Genomic DNA, 21,160 nt, shown 5'->3' on the forward strand with positions numbered 1-21,160 from the left:
TCGTTGCTGTTTCTTTAAACCTGATCGAGTCTGACCCTTGTTCCTCTGCCTGAGTGCTCGGCTGGTTCCACGATTAATCGTTTTGTTAATCGTGCTTTTAATTCGGGTACGTGTGAAATGACTCCAATTGAGAAGTTTTCCATCTGTACTTTTTCGAGTGCTGTTACTACCGTATCAAGCAACTCTTGATCAAGAGTACCAAATCCTTCATCTAAGAAGAAAAATTGCAGCGGAAACTTCCCTCTTAACTGAATTTGGGCTGACAGCGAAAGTGCAAGTGAAAGTGATGTCAAGAACGTTTCACCGCCAGACAAAGAAGTAACAGGTCGCTTGATCCCTCCATTTGCATCATCTCGAATAACGAAACCACCACTGGAATCAACTTCAATGGCGTATCGTCCTCTCGTAAGCTTCGACAATCTGCTGGACGCATCACGTGTTACATGATGAAGCTGCTCTTCTGCCATAAACTCCACAAAGGCATTACCACGAAACACACTTTGAAGTTTGCCCAATTGCTCCAATAGATGAGATACTTTATCCTTCTCCTCTTGAAGTTCATTGTATCGTTTATGGTTATTCTCAATCGTTATGAAGATTTGTCTAGCTTCTCCTACTGCTTCACGTGTATCATTTGTTTCTTGAATTAACGTAAGTAGCTGTTCTTTTGCAGACTGCACCTGCTCAATGGAAAGCAGCTCAGATGGCAGTTTTCCTTTGATTTCATCAAGTGCAGAAGCATTTGTTTTACATTTATCTTGATATTGCGTAATTTGATGCTCCCATTTGATTTGAACCTCTTCGTTTTTTAAACAGCTTTCAAATTCTACATAGGAACGGAAATCTGATGAGTTCAAATGCTTGTTCCATTCATGTTCTGCTTTTTCTTTTCTTATTTGAGCATCTTTTAGCTGCTGAACAACAGAATGATAAGCTTTATCACATTCTAAATACTGATGGTTCGCCTTTTCATAACCTTGTTCTGCAAGCGAATATTTACTTTTCAGATCGTTCAGTTGTTTTTCTATTTCTTCAAATGCGTCTTGAACGGTCTGATCGCCGACTCTTTTATAAATCTTATCCTTTATAGCTTGGACATCTTGCTTTAGCATCTCTTGTTGACTGGAAGAGACGTTCATCGCGCTATGCAATCTCGATTTTTCTTCTTTCGCCGACTCCAGTTTTTTTGCTTGCTGTTCCAAAAATTCTTCAGCTAGAGTTAAACTTTTTAATATATCAGCTTGCCGGTTTTCCCTGATTTGAAATTGATTCTGTTCATCTGTAAGCATGTCTGGTTCAAATGGAATGGCCGATTGTTTCCATTCTGACAGAAGCTCTTCATTCTTTTCAGTTAAGGATGAAATTTGGTTTTCTAATTTTTCTTTTTGTTTTAAGCTGTTATCGATCGTTGAAGAAAGACGCTCCAATTTTTTTTGCTCATCATCTAGTTGGTTTAACCAAGAATCTACTTGTTCTTCCAGCTGGATTCTGTCTTGTTGGATACCCTTCACTTTTGCAGTGTGGTTTTCAAATTCAAGAAACGAAAACGCAACTGACTTTTCTATTTCATCAATCGTCATACTCTGATTTGAAGCTGCAGTTTCTGCGGCTGCTAAATCGAGTCTGTTCCACACTTTTTGAGATGATTTTTCAAGCACTTCACTATTATGCTTCAGATCATAATCGAGCCTCTTCAACACTTCATAGGCAGTCTCTAACTCTTGGATCTCTTCTTCATGATTTTCTGTATCCTTCATATATTGTATAGGCGAAGGATGCACCGTCGAGCCGCAGACAGAACAAGGTTCGTTCTCTTTTAGTTCCGCGGAAAGCTGTGCGGCCAAATGATGGATACGTACTTGCTCCTGCTTGCTTTTTCGCTCTTTAAGTTCATTTTGAAGAGAAGTGGTCAACTGCTCATATCTGCGCACACTGTTCCAAATTTCGTCATATAACCGCTGAATGCTGTTGGTTAATTTTTCCCCTTTATCAAAGCTTTCTGAAAGAGCTTTTTGAATACTTTCTTTCTTTTGTTCAACTTCTTTCAGTTCGCTTTCTGTTGCGGTCAATTCACCTAATAGCTTTTGGTGTTCTGCCTCAACATCTTTTAAACGTTGTGATAAGAGGATGGCTTGCTGATAAATGCTTCGATCTTTTTGAGTAACCTCAATTTTGGATAACTCCGTTTTTAAGGCTGTCTGTTTGTCTTTTCCTCGTTTTAGAACATCAGACGCATCGGTCTCTGCTTTTTCACTTTCTTTATATGCTTTAACGAATGCATCATGTTTTTCTGCTTCTCTTTTTAATGCCCGGCTCTTATCATCAAGCTCTTTTTCCCAGTCAAACGCTTCTTTTAAACTGCTGCGTTTTTCAATAAGAATCGGTTCTTGATGATTTCTTTTCTTCTTAGCAGCTTCGTACTTTTCTTCTGACTCTGAAAATAATACCTTTAGGCTCTCTTTACGTTTTTTAAGTTCTTCATGTTCATCAGAGATCTTTCTTTCTGCAGAAACCGAAGCGTTCCACTCATTGGCATAAGGATAGATTTTATCAGCGTGTACAGCACGTTTTAATTGAACCTGCAGAAGCTCCATGTCCGTTTGCTGACTTTTTAATTCGCTCTGTTCTTTCATCAGTTTTTCATGCTGAACTTGAGCTTCCCAGAACAATTCCAATGATTTCACGTTCTCATCTTCTTGTTGCATCCGCTCTGAGATCTTCTTCAGTTTTTCAGATTTCTCTTTTAAAGCAATAGCAGCGCTCTCTAATGATTCAGAAGAAGCGTCACCTAAACCAGCCTGCTCAGCTGTAATCTCATTACTTCGGTTTCTTTGTTCATCTGATCTTTTCTTTAATTTGTGATTTAATACATCGCCATATTTTTCAAGCTGGAACAGCCGCTGCAGCATCTGTCTTCGATCGGCACCTTTTAATGATAAAAATTCAGCAAATTTACCTTGAGGCAATACGACTGCACGAGTAAAATCATCAATCGTAAGTCCGATCAGCTCTTGGACAAGACGAGTAACATCTCTTTCTTTATCCGCATGAACGACAGATTCCTCACTCACTGTTTCAATCAGTCTGCATGTACTCGTTCGAATCGTATGTTCTCCACTTCTTTTAAAAGAACGTTCTACTGTATATTCCTTTTGCTGAGCACCCTCTCCTAATTGAAACGAGAAAGAAACTGAAAGCTTGTCTTCCGCTTGGTTCATGATGCCATGTGTTCCGCCCGCCGCACGTTCTACTTTTCCATACAGTGCTAATGTCACTGCATCAAGGATCGTCGATTTCCCGCTTCCTGTCGGTCCGAAAATACCGAAGACACCACCTGAACACAGTTCATGAAACGGAACATATTGCGCTTCGCGAAAACTTTGCAATCCTGAAACGGTTAATGATATCGGTCTCATCCTGCTTCATCTCCTTCTGTGCCTTCTTCACCAACGAGATCTAAGAAAAGAGAAATTAAATGGTCATCTGGAACAGCTCCGCCTGTCTGTCTTTTATAAAAAGTTGCAAACAGTTCATCTACAGGCAGTTTTTGTGCAGAAACAGCTATCTGCTCACCAACCGTTTCTTTAAAAACAGGTTTAATATGAACAATTCCGTCATGTGCTTTACGAAGTCTCTGAATTTCCTCCATCGAGAGTGCATCTTCTACATGAATAGATAAATCAATCCAGCAATTGTGATGCATTCCCTCTTCAATACCCTTGAATACTTCTGAAACCCCATTTTTCGCTTCCCAAGTGACAAGCGGCTTACCAGAAGCTAGATAAATCTCTTCCACCTTTGCTTTACCGTCCGGTTCAACATCAACAATTGACACCGATTTGGCTTGACCACTTTCAGAGAAGCTGTAAGAAAGTGGTGAACCTGAATAACGTGCTTCTGTTTTCGCACGTTTAATGATCTGTGGTCGGTGAAGGTGTCCGAGCGCTACGTATTGAGCGGATTTGGGAAGACTTTCAGCCGCTACTGTATACGCACCTCCAATATGAACAGGACGCTCTGAATCCGTTTCTTTGCTTCCTGCTACATAAAGATGACTCATTGCGACATGCACGTTACCTGGCTGAAAGTTAGATGTGATTTTTTTAAAATATGAATCGACCCAATCATCATATTGCGTTCGAACATCCAGCTCTTCTGACGATTCACTTAACAGCATTTTCAGGCGTGATTCAGAAGGGTAGGGAAGTGCTGCGATCTCAAGCATCTGTCCTGATTTTTGAATCGGAATCCGCTGCAATTCTAATGTTGGCAGTCCAACCAGCGTAATTCCAAGTTCCCTTGAAAGCGGAAACGAGGCAGCCAATCTGTCTGGATGATCGTGGTTTCCTGCTATCGCAATAAAGGGACACTCTCCCTTTCTGCTGATTCTTGCTATTGCATCAAAAAACATTTGCTCTGCAGCAGCAGGAGGGTTCACCGTATCGAACACATCTCCAGCCATTAGTACGGCATCAATCTTTTCGCTTTTCACGATCTCTACCAGTTCGTCCAAAAAAGCTTGCTGTTCAGCCAGCCTGCTTCTGCCTTCCAATGAACGCCCGAGATGCCAGTCTGCGGTATGAAGCAATCGCATTGTAATCCCCCCTTATTATTTCACTTGTAGAATGTGTCCACCGTCAAAAAAGTATAGGTAGCGTTCTTTGACAGGCTTCTTTAAAATTCTTTCTATCGCTTTTGAATAAAGCGTAAGCTGCATTTCGTAACGATTTAAAAGCGTTTCTTTTGCTCCAGAAAAGCCATCTGTAAAACGGTTTGTGATCTTATCCGTTTTATAATCTATCAATATGAAACCATCTTCCTCTTCAAGCAGGCCGTCAATCACTCCTTGAACAAGCACATGCTCTTCTTCTCCATCCCAGTTCCTTTGAATCTCAGACAATGGAAGCGCCATGCTGAACGGGATCTCTCTCTTAAAATCACCGTTCTCTATGATTCTTTTTCCAAGCGGCCCTTCAATGAACTGTTGAATTTGAGAAAGCTGAATGTATTCAGCTTGTTCTGCTGTAAGAAGTTCTTTCGCTTCCATTTCAGCAAGCTGTTCCTGAAGCTCTTCTATTGAGGAAGCTTTTGTAAAATCAACGTGCTGCATGACCATATGCATGGCCGTACCTACTTCAGCAGCATTTAACTGAGTTTCTTGCATGAATCTCGGCCGTTCATGAATCACTTGCTGAGCGGCTTTAACTAAATCCGTCGAGCTGTACTCATCTGCTTGATATTGTTTTTTGATTTCAGTTACAGATTGCTTCGAACGGGTAAACGTTGAGAGTTTATGTGTATATCCCCATTCTAATCGTCTCTTGATTTCAGCAAAATGTTCACTAACAGAATCTACTGGTTCGTTGTTTTCAAGATTTGCTAATAACTCTTCTTGTTTCTGCTTTTCTTCCATCTCTAACTCTTCGTATTCACTTGCTGGAAGAATCGTAATCTTCCAATCGGTATCATCCATATAAACTTCGCCTCTGCCTCTTTCCCCTGTTCCAAGAACAGAAAGAAGAGGATCAGCATTTTTATGGCGTATGACTGCTCTTCCAATCCAGTCTAGATAACTTTTTACTCCGGCACGTTCAAAGTCAGGCAGCATCCAATTTTCTTCGTAAAGAGAATCACTCCAGGCATTAGCAGATTTTTCAATGTCATTAACTGTACCGACTAAGTACAATTTTTCCTTAGCACGTGTAAGTGCTACGTACAGCACACGCATTTCTTCTGCAATCAGCTCCATTTTCTTTCTGCCCGCAATTGCCAGCTTCGGAAGTGTTGGATAGGCAACGCGATATTCAGGATTGATATATTGAGTTCCAAGACCAAGTTCTTTATGAAGAAGAACTTTCTCGTTCAGATCTCTTGTATTGAACTGTTTGTTAATTCCTCCTACGAAAACGATAGGGAACTCGAGACCCTTACTTTTATGAATGGTCATCACCCGAACTACATCTTCTTGCTCACCAAGAGCTCTTGCTGCTCCAAGGTCCTTCCCGCGTTCCTGCATTCTCTCAATAAAGCGAAGAAAGCGGAACAGACCCCGAAAAGATGTACTTTCATACATTTTTGCACGATCGTATAGTGCTCTCAAGTTGGCTTGACGCTGTTTTCCTCCAGTCAGCCCGCCAACATAATCAAAATAACCTGTTTCGCGGTAGATGTCCCATATAAGATCAGCCAAAGATCCTTGACGTGCTTGATGACGCCACAATTCCAGCTGCTGCAAAAACCGTGAAACTTTCCCGCGAATTTGAGGATTTTCTCCTTCTGCCGAATATAGCTCGACGGCACCAAGGTAATTGTCTTGCTTCTGCTTCAACCTTACGACAGCAAGCTCTTCACCGGTCATGCCTACTAGCGGTGAGCGAAGAACAGCTGCCAGCGGTATGTCTTGTAAAGGATTATCAATTACTTTCAACAATGACATCATGACATGAATCTCGGTAGCGTCAAAATAGCCAGTCGAAAGTTCAGCATAAGCTGGTATGCCTTGCTGTTTAAATTCTTCTAAAATGACAGGCGCCCACACAGACGTTGCCCGGAACAGCATGACAATGTCTTTATATTTAGCTGGACGCATTGATTTCGTATTTTTATCAAAAACAAGATGAGGAGAGTTTCCTGTTGTCCCCACAATCTGTTTAATTTTTTCTGCAATCACTCTTGCCTCAAGCTGAACGGTTTCAAGCTCTGATTTTTCCACTTCACCGCTCTCTAGGCCTTCTTCATCAACAACATGCTGGCTTTTATTAATAAGGATCAGCTCAGGCTCATTGCCATCTTGTTCTGGATAGTAGCTCGCACCAAGCTTCAGTTCAGCATCCTCACTATATTCGATCTCTCCAACCGTTTCGTTCATGATTTGTCTGAACAAATAGTTGGTAGCTTGCAGAATGCCATTTCGGCTTCTAAAGTTTTTGGCTAGATCAATTCGCAAGCCACTTCCGCCTTCTTTTGAAAACTGCTTGTACTTAGATAAAAACAGAAGAGGTTCAGCAAGACGAAACCGATAAATCGACTGTTTCACATCACCAACCATGAACATGTTTCCTGTGTCTCCATCTTTGGACACTAAACGAACAATGGATTCTTGCACAAAGTTTGTATCTTGATATTCATCAACTAACACTTCTACAAATCGATTACGGTACTCTAATGCTGCATCTGAAGGAACGGGGAAATCCATCGTTGATCCTTCACCTTTTAACACGTGAAGGCAATAATGCTCCAGATCACCAAAGTCTACAAGCGACTTTTCCCGCTTTGCTTCGCGATATCTTTGTCCAAACGTTTTTACTAAAGAAGAGAGCTCCTTGACGATCGGCGCCATCTCTTCAATGTGAACAATGTAAGAATCAGGGTGTCTGTCAAAGTAATCTGCTTTTAGAGCGCTAGTTCGTTTCTTAATGGTGTCTCTCATCGATTTAACTTTATTCTTTAATTCTTCATCTACATCTTTTCCGCGAACAGCTTTTAGCTTAGGCGGAGCGTAGGTTTGAAATTCTTCATAAAGCTGATTCCAGCTATTCTTTGCCCCATATATTCTGTTAATAAAAGCTAGATCTTCTTGCAGCGTTTCTGCATAAGCAAGAGGACCTCCTGGGGCTTGCGCGAATTCAAGTGCTCTTTGCGCCAACGCACGCAGCCCTTCTACCTGGATCGAAATGTCAGCCAGTAATTCTTGCGTCCAAGGAAGTTCATCAATAGAAGATGCTTGCACTTGGTACGTTTCGGCCATCTGATCGAGCCAGCCGTCAGGATCAGGATGACTTCTTGCAAAATCATAAAGAGACAGCACAAGCTTTTGAAGTTCCATATCATTTCTGTCAGAACTGTACGCATCAACCACTTCATAAAAAATATGGTCTTCTCCCTTGCTGTACTCTTCTTCAAAAAGATCTTCAATCACTTCTTGACGAATAAGTTCTGCTTCCGTTTCTTCTGCAACACGAAAACCCGGGTCAAGATCGGTTTCATAATAATGCTTGCGTAGCACTTCAATACAAAATGAGTGAAGTGTAGAAATAGAAGCTTTGTTTATCAGATTCAGCTGTCTTCTTAAATGAAGAGAAGAAGGGTTTTGTGACAATTCTTTATCAATTGCTTCCCCTATCCGTTTTCTCATTTCAGCTGCTGCTGCGTTTGTAAACGTAACAATAAGCAGTCTATCAACATCTGCAGTCTTTTCGCGGATCATCGTAATGATGCGTTCTACGAGAACTGCTGTTTTACCAGATCCTGCCGCTGCAGCAACAAGTACATTTTCGCCTCTTGCTTGAATCGCTTGCCACTGTTCATCCGTCCACGTGGCACCTTCAGGTTTAGGAATTAATGTTTTCAATTGAGGTTTCCTCCTTCCTCTTGCATTTTTTCTAAGATAACTTCATCTTTTTCAGGTCGAAGCTCTCGATATTGATTTTCTTCAAGTGTCTGATCAAACTGACAGACAGGTTTATACGAACAAAATGTACAAGGTGTTTTTTTCTTCATTTCATATGGCGAGATATCAATAACACCGCTTGTGATGCCTGCGCCGCTATTCACTGCCATTTTCCTGGCATGCTTTCTCATCGTATGAAAATGGTCGGCTGTAGCAACGGAAGAATGCGATTTGTGAAATCCTTTTTGTGTTAAAGCTACAGGGATGATGGAAGATCGGTCCTCCATCGTACTGTCCATAAGGTGAACGGCTTCTTGCTCTGCAAGTACAAGACCTTTCATCTTAAATTTCTTCAGCACTTCTTTTTCAATCTCTTCCACACTTAGAAGCTTCTTTTCATTTAGGATCGGATTATGAACATGGAAGTACAAAACACCTGCCGGCACGGATTCTTCGCCAAGCCAATTTTGCGAATGTGTTACAGCTACATCGAGATACGTTAACATCTGCAGTGCGATTCCATGATACAGCTCAGCTAAGTTCAGTCCTGTTGAACTCGATTTGTAATCAATAACACGCATAAGAAGTCCTTTAGAGCTTTTTGCTGTGTCGACACGGTCAATGCGTCCAATCACTTCCATCGTTGTTCCGTTCGGTAACTTATAAATCAGCGGTGGCAATGTTCCGCCAGCTCCGAATGCCAGTTCAAGACCAGCAGGAGTAAAACCACTCGCTTTTGCATGCTGGCTTAAAATGTGCGAAGCCTTTCCAACGACTTCTTTCAGCTTCTTTTTTATATAAAGATGACGGTTCGAACTTAAAAGAATCTCATGCTGAAGCTGCGGTGCGAGCAGTTCTACAATATCTCCTGCCAGCCTGTAACAATCACCTTTTGAAAGATCGCCCCAAGAAACTCTTCTTTGCTGAAGGGCATCATTCATCTGTTTTAACGCAGCATGAAACAGTTGCCCAATATCTGGTGCTTCGAGTTTGTACATTTGACGTTCTCTTAGTTTTAATCCATACGACATAAACTGTGAAAACGGACAAGACTGAAAAAGCTCCATCCTTGAAATACTCGTCAAGATCTTTTCACCATACAGATCCTGTGATACTGAAGAGCTTAATGGTGCTTCTCGGTTAAAATAAAACAGACTTGATAAAGCTCTTTTCGCATAATGGCCGTATTGGTCATTTGTAATAATCCAGTTGTAAACATCCCACCAAACGGTTGAGATCGGATACCCTTTTTTCCATTCTCTCAGCTGTGTGCTTAAAAAGGAGATGCTCTTTACAGGATGCTGCACAAAATCAATATCCTCGTTATGAACTGGTTCATTTTGATAAAGCTCTTCCTTTAACTTCGGAAAAAGATCACGCAGCCGCTGAATAACCATTGATGGCTGGAGTGTCTTGCCCTCCTCATCTGCCAGTGCATACGAAACAAACAAATGATCACTGCCATTTGTTAACGCAAGATAAATCATAAATTGTTCATCGAGCAGTTTCCTTCGTGATGTCGGCGCAAGAACAACTCCATTTCGTTCAAGCGCTTCTCTTTCGTCTTCTGATAACAAACCATCGTCCTTTGGCTTAAGAGGAATCACACCATCGTTTACACCAAGTACGAAATTAACTTTTACGTCGGTAAATCTTGATCTCTCCATCGTTCCAACTAAAACTTGATCTAATGATGGCGGAACAAGGGCAAACTTCATGCTTTCAAGCCCCGTTTCAAGCATCTGCATCCATGTATCTTTTGACAGTTCTTCTTCACCCGTAAGTTCTACCATTTCATCAAGCAGACCTAACACTTCGTTCCAAACCTGGCCATGTTCAGATGCTGCCCTAAGTTTCCCTGAAGACTCTGCTTGCAGTCTTAAGCGCTCAAGTTTCATGGGGACATGAAGATCTTCTAAATACTGATAAAGGGTTTTACAATAATCGATAACACTTCTGCTGTTTGAAAGGCCTTTTGATAGACGACTTAGAGGAGACACAATCATGTCCCGCAAATCATTGATCAGTTGTTCTTTTTCGTCGTCGCGGCTTGTTTTACCGAAGTCTTCTGACTCAAATCCTCTAAATCTTTTATATTTCCAAGGCTTAGGATCTGTCCATCTCTTGCCTTGAATGCCGAGCGCTAATACATAGTTTTCGAGTTCGTCCATACACCTTCTCATCTCAGAGGTTGTTTTTCTGATCTCATCAAGCGGATAGAGCATATCTGTTTTAACCGCACGAAAAACGGCTTCATACCGCCAATTCTTTAAAACAACATCTAAAGAGGAACGAATGAGTTCAATGAGCGGATGATGAAGCATGGACTTTTTTTGATCCAGGAAAACAGGAATTCCATAGTCTGAAAAAACGGTCTCAATAAGTGTCTGATAGCTTCCAGCGTTTCGGACTGTAACGGCTACATCACGATATCTATATCCATGATCTCTTACAAGCTCCACAATCTTTCTTGCTGTACCTTCTACTTCTGATCTTACATTTACAGCAGCTGCAACATGAATCCCATCAAAGTCCGATGATTGAACAGCAGGTCTCCTGTCATATTGCTCTTCAATGTGAGCAATCGCCCGAGAAGAGAATTTAGGATTTTCGCGAAGGAAGATCGGTTCTTCCATTTCCACATTGAGTTCTTTCGCTTGCTCAGCGAGAACTCCAATCGTCTTTTTTGTCATGTGAAATGTGTCTAGTTCATGCGGATCTGTATCTAGTTGAATGGATTCATCTGTTGTAAGTGCAATCGTGACTTTTTTTGCATGTGCCATTAAACCTGCCACAACTTCGAGCTCTTGAGGTGTAAAAGAATGAAATCCATCTATGTAAATTTCGCTATTCTTAATACTCTCAGCATAAGGAAGCTTCTCTTGAAGCAGTCTTAAATAGTCTTCAGAATCAAGATATTTGCCAGCGAGTGCTTGTTCAAGTGCACTTGAGATGATGCTGAGATCTGAAAGTTTGTCTTGAAGCACCTTCTTGTTATTCTCTTTTTGACCTAGGGAAGTGAGCGTTTCCGCGTTCCACGTAAGGTCTTCTGAACTCACACAATAACGTTTCAGCTCTGTTGTCATGAGCTCAAGCAGTTCGTAAAATCCGCTTTGTTCTGATGCTTTTTTAAATATTTTCAGTTCTTCTCTTTTGTGTTCAATAATTTTCCGAAGCATCATTCTTATGCCTGTTGAGGTGATATGCATTCTTGTCATGCCCCCGGTCTCACCAAGAACACGCCATGCAAGTCTCGAAAAACTAAACACTTGCGCACGCATCATGCCTGATAATCCATGGGTGGATGAAAGCTTGTATTCTGATTGAAAGGTCATCTGATCTGGCACGAGATAGATGATTGGATTTCCGGATGGATTCTCTTTAAGTTTTCTTTGAATCTCCATAAAGACAGAGTGGGACTTTCCGCTGCCGGATCGTCCCAATATATATTGCAAACTCATTTTGTTCATCCCCTGTTCCGTACATATATTCTGATTCTATTATCTCATAATCTAGTAGGACGGCAAAGGCTCGTATCCTCAAAAACGAGTACTTACAGCTGGTATTTAAAGGATAGCTTTCTTAAAAGAAATGTTTTTTTGTGTATACATAGTTGCTCTGGAAGTGGTTGATCTCCGTTTCAGACGCTCGCTTTCCGGGGGGTGCGCGGTGAGCCACCTCGGCGCTATGCGCCCTTAGGTGTCTCACCTGTCACACTGATTCCCCAGGAGTCTCGCGTCTTACACTACAATCAACTTGTCAGTGATGTCTTGAGCAACAATATTTAGTGCGCTTTTTTTAGGATTGTTAGTTGGAAGTTCATAAGTTGGTTGTAGCTTAATGTTGCCGACTTCTACGGGACAAGCAGGCAGTTCAAAAAGTTCAGCGCCGAAAAGCAAAAGGTGAATGGGCTAGTAAGGCGCACTTTGCCTTCTGGACCATTTAACTTTTGACCTCGAGGGGCTAGCCACTGCAACTAGACAGGTGAGACACATAATGTGAAACATACGAATGTGGCTCACCGCCTGCCCCGCGGAAAGCAAGCACCTGAAACGGAAATCAACTGCTTCTTTGCTATCTTTCATAGTAACAATCCTTTAGGAGTGAAACGTAATAAAAAAGGAAAACCGCTACATCATTAGCTGATTTTCCTCCATTTTGATGGTATCCAGTTTTAACGTGTTTCTTCCTGATGACTTTGCTTCATATAAAAGCATATCGGCTCTTTGGATCATTTCGGCAGGCTTTTCACCCGTTTTATAAATAGCTATACCATAACTCAATGTTACTGGTAACGGTTCGTTTCCGATGGTATAAGGAAATCGCTTTAAGTGGCTGTTGATGGATTCAATCATCTTTTTCACTTCATGTTTGCTAGCTGTATGTAAGATCCACGCAAATTCTTCGCCGCCATACCGATAAGCTTCACCGTCTTTTAAAGAGATATACCGTTTAAATGTTGATCCCACGAGCTTTAGCACTTCATCCCCTATCAAGTGGCCATGCTGATCGTTAAAATTTTTGAATCGGTCAATGTCACAAAGCACAAGAGTGAAGGGCTTATTTTGTTTTGTTTTTTCTAATACATCTTCTTGAAACTTTCTGTGGTTAAGCAACCCTGTTAAATAGTCTTGTTCGGATTGAAGCTGATACATGTTTTTCTCAAGATAGTGCTGTCTTTCTTTAGATGCGATGATACCGCCATATAATGCAATCAGCCACAAGAAACAACTCTTCATAAAAAATTCAAAGGAAGCCATAGTGTCCTGATAGCCACTCTCTGTTATAAAAAAGAACATCAGGGTACTAAAAATTGCTGCTCCTAAAAGGAAAGCTCCCTTCAATCTCCAATAAAGAGCTGCATGAATGACAATTAAATAACCGACTGAAACAAACGGACTTTCTGCTCCTCCAGATAGCTGCATGAGCCAAGCATAAGCTATATAGTCAAAAACAATGCCACCCCTTGTAAAAAATCGGTAGTACACGGATTTTTCATGGCATTTATGTAATACGATTTGCGTTGAGGTCATATATAGTATTCCAATCGCCAATAGCAATGGAAACGTATCTGTTTCATAGTTCAATACATTTGAAATAGGAGGATAGTAAAAAATGGGGATGCAAAGAACTAAAAAGAACCATCGCAATAAAGAAGATATGTTTTCAGACCGGTGTTCCGTTATTACAAACCATTCTCTCATGTAGTCATCTTCCTTCACGCTATGCTATATTAGGAAATCTTAGCACGCGGTTCCTGTATTTTACATAAATCAATTTTCATCATATTATTCTTACGTTTCGCACGTTTTCACTTCTCGTTTGTTCGTATACATTCGTTCGTCAGCCAGTTGAAGATAATAATCAATGTTTTCACATGCATCTGCAAGAAGTTCTATTGCACCGTAAGCGAGTGAAATTGAATTGTTCCAATTCATCAATTGACTCTCTATCTTTTCAACAAGGATATACGCTTCCGCTTCTGAAATTCCCGGTAGAAGAAATACAAATTCATCTCCTCCAAATCTAAATCCGGAAAACAATTTTAAGCGTTTTGAAAGCTCAGCGATCTGCTGAAGGATCTCATCTCCAGCAAGATGCCCATACTCATCGTTTATCAGTTTAAAGTTATTAATATCAAACATAACGAGTGTTAACGGCAGTTTAAGTTTGTGCGCTTTCTTTAGCTCTTTTTCCAAACAGTCATAGAAGTAGCGACGGTTATAAAGGTTGGTCAACGGGTCACGAATACTTATTTCTTTCAAATCTTTAAATTGCTCTGCTGAAAAACCGCTTAAGAATCCCGTAACTGATCGATGTGATATACGGTTCCATCTGTCCAACATAAAAAGTTGAACAACATGCGATTCATTTTTTGCTTCTTTTTTTACTTGCTGCAGAACAGATTCACTGATGCTATTAGTAAAGCAAGCAAGTGTCTGATGCGGAATACGCTGATGTCTTAAAAAATGAATACCAGACCGAAAAGCCTTTTGTTCAGCTTGTTTTAAAAATAATTCAAAACGTTTTTCCGGCAAAAAAACCGCATGAACGATTCCCCGTAAAAACTTCACTAATATTTTTTCGTATTGCTCAACAAAACCGTTCAGAAACGTATGAAAGTCATCATATTGTCCGAGATGCTCTTTGTGAGTATGTATCATGGTTGGAATAGACTCCATAAATTTTGAAAACAAGTTTCTTTTGAGTGTGCGCAAGTCTAGTTGGAAGTTTTCCATTTCTGCAACCCCTCAAATCCTGAAAAATTACATACAAAAAGCCATTACCCAAAAAGGGAATGGCTTTAATTAAAGTTGATAGACATCGAATCTCTTTGTCAGTTTTGTTCATCCGGTGCTCATGTATTCGTATACATTCCGCTCCTCTGAACTTCACTTCCTCGACCTTCTCGCCTCTCAAGCATTAATACAATGTTGATAGACATTGAATCTCTTTGTCAGTTTTGTTCCTAAGTGGTCATGTATTTACAATAAATACACATCTCTTAAGAATATACCTCCCAGATCCAACAGCTATCGAAACATTAGTCCGCTTCCCTTTGGCAACCGGCTGCCATTGCATGTCTACCATACTTTAGGCCCATAGCTTTGCGTCCCAGCTTTTCAACTGGTTTGCCCTTAATAACAAAGGTTTCTATTGATTTATAGATATTATATACTATATAGGTAATTTTAGCCAGTATTTTATATAGGTATTTTATCCTATCATTTGTAGTCTTTAGAAATTTTTAACATCCTATAGTACCTATACCCTACCCGTACAACATTTAAAACAAAATAAGGAATTTTTACAGGAAAATGGTAAAGTGTCTTTTTGTAAAACTTAAAATACGCTTTCCGTAAGTCTTTCCATTTGCGGCAATCTTCCTTTTTATAAAAATCAGATACATCCACAATAATTCCTCTATTACCCGAAATCATCACATTTTTCCCATGTACATCGCTAGGCTGCAATCCCTTTTCCGTTGCATAACTTAAGGCTTGATCAATATCAAAAATCACATGCTCAGGTATTTTAATTCCTTTATGCACACAGTCATAAAGCGTAATACCTTGGATTCGTTTTAAAATCAAGAACCTACTTTCCGTGTAATAACAAACAGAAAACCCGGGATGATCGCCTAAACGTTCGTATACTTTCTTCTCATCCAGCAGCCCGTGTTCGTCCCTGCCATAAATTTTCACGACATAATCAGGATATTCTGGATGTAAAAAAACAGCCGCGTAATTACCGCAGCCTAGCATCTGCCAAGGATGTGGTGTATTTACCGGACATACCGGATCAAACGGACTTTGGCTCTCAATCATGATTTCTCTGTTCAATTGTCTGGCAAGCTGAATAAAATGTTCCATTCGGATCCTCAATTTCTAATGGTCTACTATCATCATATGTTTCTGCATTCATTGTATACAGTTGGCATGAAAAAGGAAACCTGAATGCATTCTGGCTTATTCCGCTGTTACATGAAGATAGGAGAGCATAAGCGTTTCGGCTTTGTTCTTCAAATGAACGTTCGGGAATCTCATGATTTCACGGTACCCTCTAATGAAGATCTCGTATTCAGTAATATCTGCTTCACGCCTGCCATCCATCACCTTTATTCTTCTTTTTCGGAGTTCAACTCTAACATCATATAGATCTTTACTAATTTGATTCATAATCTGTTCGATTAATGCGACATATGGCTGCCTCAACTTTAATGGAGAGCCGTTAATAATTTGCAGGTCCCGATTAAACACTGTGAGTAAAATCGGATACATCACAAATTTCTCAATGAGCGAACGCTCTTCTTCGCTTCCGTATTGCACGACAATTCCTCCAATCTTAAGAAGGCGAAAAACGAAATTGTACAGATAATATATTTCTTATGTGAAAAGTTCGGATTTCTTTTCTAACTGAACAGTAGCCCTTAATTATGTTTCCGTGAAGTGAGTATGGAATGATCATTCGGTGAGAAATATCCCCTTTTCGCGAAAGGTAAATCATCTCCACCGCAGTCCTTTCCTGGATGCATCTTAAAAACATGCTAGTCATGAAGCAACCTCCTTTTTTATTTATTATATGCGAACAAACGTTCTTTTTATACAAGAAAAAAATACCTATCTAAAAAAGATAGGTATTTTGGATTTCTATTTGGTTTGAAGACCGATTCCCATCGCCTCTAGCTCTTGATACAAGTTACCCGCAATGGAAAACCCTTCGAAACTGATCCCCAATGATACGACCGTTTGCGCTAATTCAGGACGCATACCGCTTAACGTAACTTTTACACCGAGGAGCTTAAGTGAATTAATCACTTTAAATAAGTTATGAGCTACCATCGTATCGATGACTGGTACTCCAGACAGATCGATAAACAGATGCTCAACTTCTAGTTCCATACATTTCTGAAGTGATGTTTCCATAATTAACTTAGATCGGTGAGTATCAATCGTTCCAACAAGAGGAAGAACAGCAACGGATCTCGTCAGTCTAACTACTGGAACAGAGAGTTCTTCAATGGCTTCTCTTGCCAATCCGAGTACTCTGTTATTGTTTTCTACATAGGCTACACTAAAAGCATGAACGGTTTCATCTAAAAACGGATCAATGATTGACGCAGCTTTTAAAACAGTGTCCACTGAAAACTTTTCATTGTTAATCTCGTTTCGGATAAAGTCCCACAGCACGATCCGATAAAATCTCGTACTGTTTAGTGCGGTATCTAATGGCACTTCATACTGAACCGCAAGTTCGCCATTCTTCCTTCCCCACTTGATAAACCGTTCTTCGCTGGTTTTAAAATCTTCATATAATGCTTCTCCAAAATATGTGAATAATTCTCCACGAAGTTCTTTCACAAAATCTGTTAGAACGGGCGGATTTTCTCCATGCTGAACTTTAACCTCATCAATCTTCTTCGCCAGATCATATTTACAATCAATGATCTTTTTCCCCAATTCTTTCAATTGGCGCTCCATTTTATCTATATCCCCCTATATAAACAAAAAATTATTGCATACCTCCTACTTATATACCATTATTAAATGGATATGAAACCTATTTTCAAAAAAATATGTCGTAAATTGTTGAAGCTTAGAAAGGAGCTGCTATGAAGATTTGGTTCGGCTTTTTATTCGGTCTATTTGTTATGTCTCACTGGTCCATTAGAGCTTTTGCCTGGGAGCTTAAAGCTGTGACAGCAGGCGAACGAATTGGAGCAGTATTTTTAGGAGTTTTCATTTTATTTCTGATTCTGTTGTATATCTTCAAACGCTACAGCACATCGTTTTTTCATGGATTTTTAGCTGCGATCGGCTTGTTTTTAACGGTAGATAACATCTTGTTTCACTGGGTGTTTCAATTACATCGTATTACCAGCGGTCCTGAAGCAAATCTTCTTGAATCTCTGTTTGTTTTGATCGGAATCGCACTTGTGTACTACACGTGGAAAAAAGAGAAAATAGTGGTTTAAATGTAATCAATATGAACAGAAAACCCCGCTGCTTTCGCTTTCAATGCAAGCTTTTCTGCGTTTTCCCGAGAAGAGAATGCCCCGATTTGCACTTTAAAAAGCTTTCCGGATGATGTTATGGTCTCATTAAATGCTTCTGTATTGACGGTTCGTTTCTTTTGTTCATATTTTATATCCTCAATAAAGTAAGGAAACGTCTTATTATATTGATGAAAACAATTCAACGGATCTGTTCGCCGTTTTGGGTCCAGTTGAAAGTGGCCTTTAATATGACGGTCAGGGTCCCATTGATACAACTCGCATAAGTAAGCAAAAAACCAAACATACCGTTTGTATGCTTCTTGAAATTGAATGGCACCACCGTAGCAAAGTTCGACCCCTATTCCCCATTCGTTTGCATCAGAGACATCAGAACGTACGTGCCATGCTTTTTCATTCAACGGAATGATTACAAGAATTTGTTTATCATCAATGAAAACATGGGCAGATGCTTCTAAGTGCTTGCTATTGAAATAGTTATAGTTTTGCCGAGCTGTTGAACCAGCGTTACCTGTATCATGAGCTACAGCATATTTAGGAATGCGATTCCCGCCTGGACGCTGCTTCCATTCATTTTTAATAAATTGATTAGTAATTTTGTATTTTTCTTTCATCTTTACACCTCCAGAAATTTTACACCTACTTTATAAATGTTTTTAAACACAAAAAAAGAGCCATAAGCGGCTCTTTATTTTTTGGTTATTTTCCAATTAAACGTAAGATATAACAGCCCTTTTTACATTCCCCCAGGTTGTGACTGCGTTGTAATCGCCCAAACCCAATAGGCAATTCCGATTAAAAAACCAAATCCTAAAAGCACAAAAAACAACGTTGAATTCTTCATCATTAACTTCCCCTCAAACCTTTTACTTTCTTTCTTATTAAATATAAATTATCATATACTAATAGAAGAAACAAAAAGCAAGGGTGTTAAAATGGAGAATAGAGGGCAATCCCAAGGTAGAAATGAATTAGAACGCGAACTTGAAATGAGTTTACGAAGACTTTTCCGTACGTTACGAAAAGGTCTGAACGAAGTGTATTCGGATTATATTCCAAGCAACGAATTTGCTGTACTGCAGACTCTATATAACCAGAGTCCTTTAATGGCATCTGAAATTGCCAATGAATTAAAGGTATCGTCAAGCCATATTACCGCAGTTACAGACCGCCTTGTTGTAAAAAACTATATTCAGCGTGTTCGTTCAGATTCAGACCGCAGAATCGTATATCTGGAAATTACAGAAGACGGTAAAGAAATCGCTAAAAAAATGGATGAAATTAAAAATAAGTATTTAGAAAAAAAGTTTGCTAACCTGACAGATGAAGACATGAAACGCATGATAGCTTCTTCAACAAAACTGCTGGATTAATTAAAGCAGTTTTGCTTTTTGAAATTACTTCACTTTATTAACTATTTATCACATGAATAGGAGGAATATAAATGGAACATCTAGAAATGCGACGGAAAGTCATTATTATGCTTTCCATCATGGCGGCTATGCTGTTTGCTGCTTTAAACCAAACAATCGTTGGAACGTCCTTGCCTAAAATCATTGCTGATCTTGGCGGAATTGAATACTACAGCTGGGTATTTACAATTTTCATGCTCACTTCCAGCATTACGGCCATCCTCGTCGGAAAACTGTCTGACATATACGGCAGAAAGCCTTTTATCCTTTTAGGAATTGGTGTTTTTACAATTGGATCGCTGCTATGCGGTGTATCTGGAAGCATTCTTGAGCTTATTGCATATCGAGGTATACAAGGGCTTGGCGGCGGAATGATCATGTCAACCGCTTTTACAGCTGTTGGTGACCTGTTCCCTCCTCGCGAACGAGGCAAATGGCAAGGAATCATGAGCAGCGTGTTCGGATTAGCGAGTGTGTTCGGGCCTACATTAGGAGGATATATCGTTGATCACTTTCATTGGCATTGGGTGTTCTGGATTTTCCTTCCGTTCGGTTTAGTTGCTTTTGCAGCTATCTATTTTTTATTTCCGTCTGTACAAAGAAAAGAGAAAGAGTCCATTGATTACACAGGGTCTCTTCTATTAACACTTACGATGGTCCCCCTTCTGCTTTCTTTTACTTGGGCAGGCAATCAATACGACTGGGTATCCCCTGAGATCATCGGATTATTTTCAGTAACCATTGTGGCTTTCTTCTTATTCATCCGTACAGAAAAACGAGTCTCCAGCCCTGTGCTTCCTCTTGATATGTTTAAGAATAAAGTGTTTACAGTCTCTAACATCATCGGCTTCTTTTTAGGAGCAGGTATGTTTGGTTCGATTATGTATATGCCTTTCTTCATTCAAGGCGTAATGGGTACATCTGCAACAAAATCCGGGTTTGTGATGATGCCTCTTACGCTTGCCATGGTTGCTGGAAGTACGATAAGTGGACAGATTGTAACGAAGACTGGAAAGTACAAAAAACTTGCCATGCTTGGGCTGTTCATCATGGTAAGCGGTATGACGAGCATGCATTTTATGGATACCGAGACGACAAATACAACAGCCATCCTTAACATGATCTTAGTTGGTTCAGGACTAGGTATCGCTTTCCCTATCTTTACACTGACTGTACAAAATGCGATCGAACATAAATACTTAGGTGTTGCAACTTCATCCGTACAGCTATTCAGACAATTAGGCGGTACAATTGGTGTTTCGATCATGGGAAGTGTTATGAACAATTCCCTAGCTGACCATTTTAACAAAGAATCTCAAAAACTAATGGTATCTACACCTAACATTACACCTCAGATGGGTGAGCAGATAAAAGAGCTGGCAAATCCACAGGTGCTTTTAAATCAAGGTGCGATACTAGAAAAGTTTAGCGCGTTGCCACCCGAGTCACTAGGCCTTATTAAACAAGTCTTAGGAATATTGCGTGAGTCACTAAGTTATGCCTTAAACGGCGTTTTCTTAACTGGCGCAATCGTGATTGGATCAGCGTTCTTGCTCACCTTCTTTTTCTTAAAAGAAATTCCGCTACGAACGTCTAATGAAGAGAAAACCGAATCGAATGAACAAGCAGCTGAACGAAAGCTGGGGTAATTAAAGCATAAAGTAAAAGACGGCAAGGGCGAATGATTGATTCGTTTCCCAGCCGTCTTTTTTGTTAGCCATTTTGTAATTTATCATTGGTCTTAAGCGTGGCGCTCGTATTTCTCTGATGGCGCTCGTATTTCTCTGATGGCGCTCGTATTTCTCTGATGGCGCTCGTATTTCTCTGATGGCGCTCGTATTTCTC

Annotated in this window: 15 protein-coding genes and 1 riboswitch; of the genes, 4 read left to right on the forward strand and 11 right to left on the reverse strand. The window is 40.1% G+C overall.

Features of this window, described 5'->3' with window-relative positions; all coding sequences use genetic code 11:
* Positions 1-14 precede the first annotated feature (14 nt).
* From P8610_RS15940 to addB, 4 genes are read right to left on the reverse strand one after another with little or no spacing between them, the layout of a single operon-like run.
* Positions 15-3,416: an AAA family ATPase gene (locus P8610_RS15940; RefSeq protein ID WP_394605211.1), complete on the reverse strand. Its 3,402-nt coding sequence runs from the start codon at positions 3,414-3,416 to the stop codon at positions 15-17.
* The gene (locus tag P8610_RS15945; RefSeq protein ID WP_394605213.1) at positions 3,413-4,594 is read right to left on the reverse strand and encodes an exonuclease SbcCD subunit D; all 1,182 of its coding nucleotides are present in this window, start codon (positions 4,592-4,594) and stop codon (positions 3,413-3,415) included. The genes P8610_RS15940 and P8610_RS15945 overlap by 4 nt, the downstream gene beginning before the upstream one ends.
* Before the next feature lie 15 nt (positions 4,595-4,609).
* Positions 4,610-8,350: a helicase-exonuclease AddAB subunit AddA gene (gene addA, locus P8610_RS15950; RefSeq protein WP_394605214.1), complete on the reverse strand. Its 3,741-nt coding sequence runs from the start codon at positions 8,348-8,350 to the stop codon at positions 4,610-4,612.
* Positions 8,347-11,850 carry a helicase-exonuclease AddAB subunit AddB gene (addB, locus tag P8610_RS15955; protein ID WP_394605215.1) on the reverse strand — a complete coding sequence of 1,168 codons (3,504 nt, stop codon included), beginning with the start codon at positions 11,848-11,850 and terminating at the stop codon, positions 8,347-8,349. Before addB ends, addA begins: the two co-directional genes overlap by 4 nt.
* A 537-nt stretch (positions 11,851-12,387) precedes the next feature.
* Here addB and P8610_RS15960 point away from each other — a divergent pair.
* Positions 12,388-12,531 (forward strand): hypothetical protein, encoded by a 144-nt coding sequence (locus P8610_RS15960; protein ID WP_394605216.1) that lies wholly within the window; start codon positions 12,388-12,390, stop codon positions 12,529-12,531.
* On the opposite strand, the gene P8610_RS15965 is transcribed toward P8610_RS15960, so the two are convergent.
* The 5 genes from P8610_RS15965 to P8610_RS15985 all read right to left on the reverse strand — a co-directional run bounded on the left by P8610_RS15965 (position 12,520) and on the right by P8610_RS15985 (position 17,370).
* On the reverse strand, positions 12,520-13,593 hold the full coding sequence (locus P8610_RS15965; protein WP_394605217.1) for a GGDEF domain-containing protein: 1,074 nt from the start codon (positions 13,591-13,593) through the stop codon (positions 12,520-12,522). The genes P8610_RS15960 and P8610_RS15965 overlap by 12 nt on opposite strands.
* 90 nt (positions 13,594-13,683) lie before the next feature.
* Positions 13,684-14,628, reverse strand: coding sequence for a GGDEF domain-containing protein (locus tag P8610_RS15970; protein ID WP_394605218.1), 945 nt, complete (start codon positions 14,626-14,628; stop codon positions 13,684-13,686).
* Positions 14,629-14,947: 319 nt separating this feature from the next.
* Positions 14,948-15,036: riboswitch (cyclic di-GMP riboswitch) on the reverse strand.
* Between the two features lie 78 nt (positions 15,037-15,114).
* Positions 15,115-15,762, reverse strand: a complete 648-nt coding sequence (locus P8610_RS15975) for a serine/threonine protein kinase (RefSeq protein WP_394605219.1) — start codon at positions 15,760-15,762, stop codon at positions 15,115-15,117.
* 96 nt (positions 15,763-15,858) lie between these two features.
* Positions 15,859-16,218, reverse strand: coding sequence for a hypothetical protein (locus P8610_RS15980; RefSeq protein WP_289495988.1), 360 nt, complete (start codon positions 16,216-16,218; stop codon positions 15,859-15,861).
* A 321-nt stretch (positions 16,219-16,539) separates the two neighbouring features.
* Positions 16,540-17,370: an STAS domain-containing protein gene (locus P8610_RS15985; protein ID WP_394605220.1), complete on the reverse strand. Its 831-nt coding sequence runs from the start codon at positions 17,368-17,370 to the stop codon at positions 16,540-16,542.
* Positions 17,371-17,501: 131 nt separating this feature from the next.
* Between P8610_RS15985 and P8610_RS15990 the strand changes: the two genes are divergently transcribed.
* The gene (locus tag P8610_RS15990; RefSeq protein WP_394605221.1) at positions 17,502-17,864 is read left to right on the forward strand and encodes a DUF2243 domain-containing protein; all 363 of its coding nucleotides are present in this window, start codon (positions 17,502-17,504) and stop codon (positions 17,862-17,864) included.
* On the opposite strand, the gene P8610_RS15995 is transcribed toward P8610_RS15990, so the two are convergent.
* A complete protein-coding gene (locus tag P8610_RS15995; RefSeq protein ID WP_394605222.1) occupies positions 17,861-18,517 on the reverse strand; it encodes an N-acetylmuramoyl-L-alanine amidase in 657 nt (218 codons plus the stop codon). The genes P8610_RS15990 and P8610_RS15995 overlap by 4 nt on opposite strands.
* A 321-nt stretch (positions 18,518-18,838) precedes the next feature.
* On the opposite strand from P8610_RS15995, the gene P8610_RS16000 reads away from it, so the two are divergent.
* Positions 18,839-19,276, forward strand: a complete 438-nt coding sequence (locus P8610_RS16000; RefSeq protein ID WP_289495993.1) for a MarR family winged helix-turn-helix transcriptional regulator — start codon at positions 18,839-18,841, stop codon at positions 19,274-19,276.
* 71 nt (positions 19,277-19,347) lie between these two features.
* Positions 19,348-20,964 (forward strand): MDR family MFS transporter, encoded by a 1,617-nt coding sequence (locus P8610_RS16005; protein ID WP_394605223.1) that lies wholly within the window; start codon positions 19,348-19,350, stop codon positions 20,962-20,964.
* Here P8610_RS16005 and P8610_RS16010 read toward each other — a convergent pair.
* On the reverse strand, positions 20,965-21,160 hold a 196-nt coding region (locus P8610_RS16010), incomplete at its 5' end, for a hypothetical protein (RefSeq protein WP_394605224.1).

The organism is Fictibacillus sp. UD (assembly GCF_043558025.1).
Taxonomy (GTDB): Bacteria; Bacillota; Bacilli; order Bacillales; family Fictibacillaceae; genus Fictibacillus.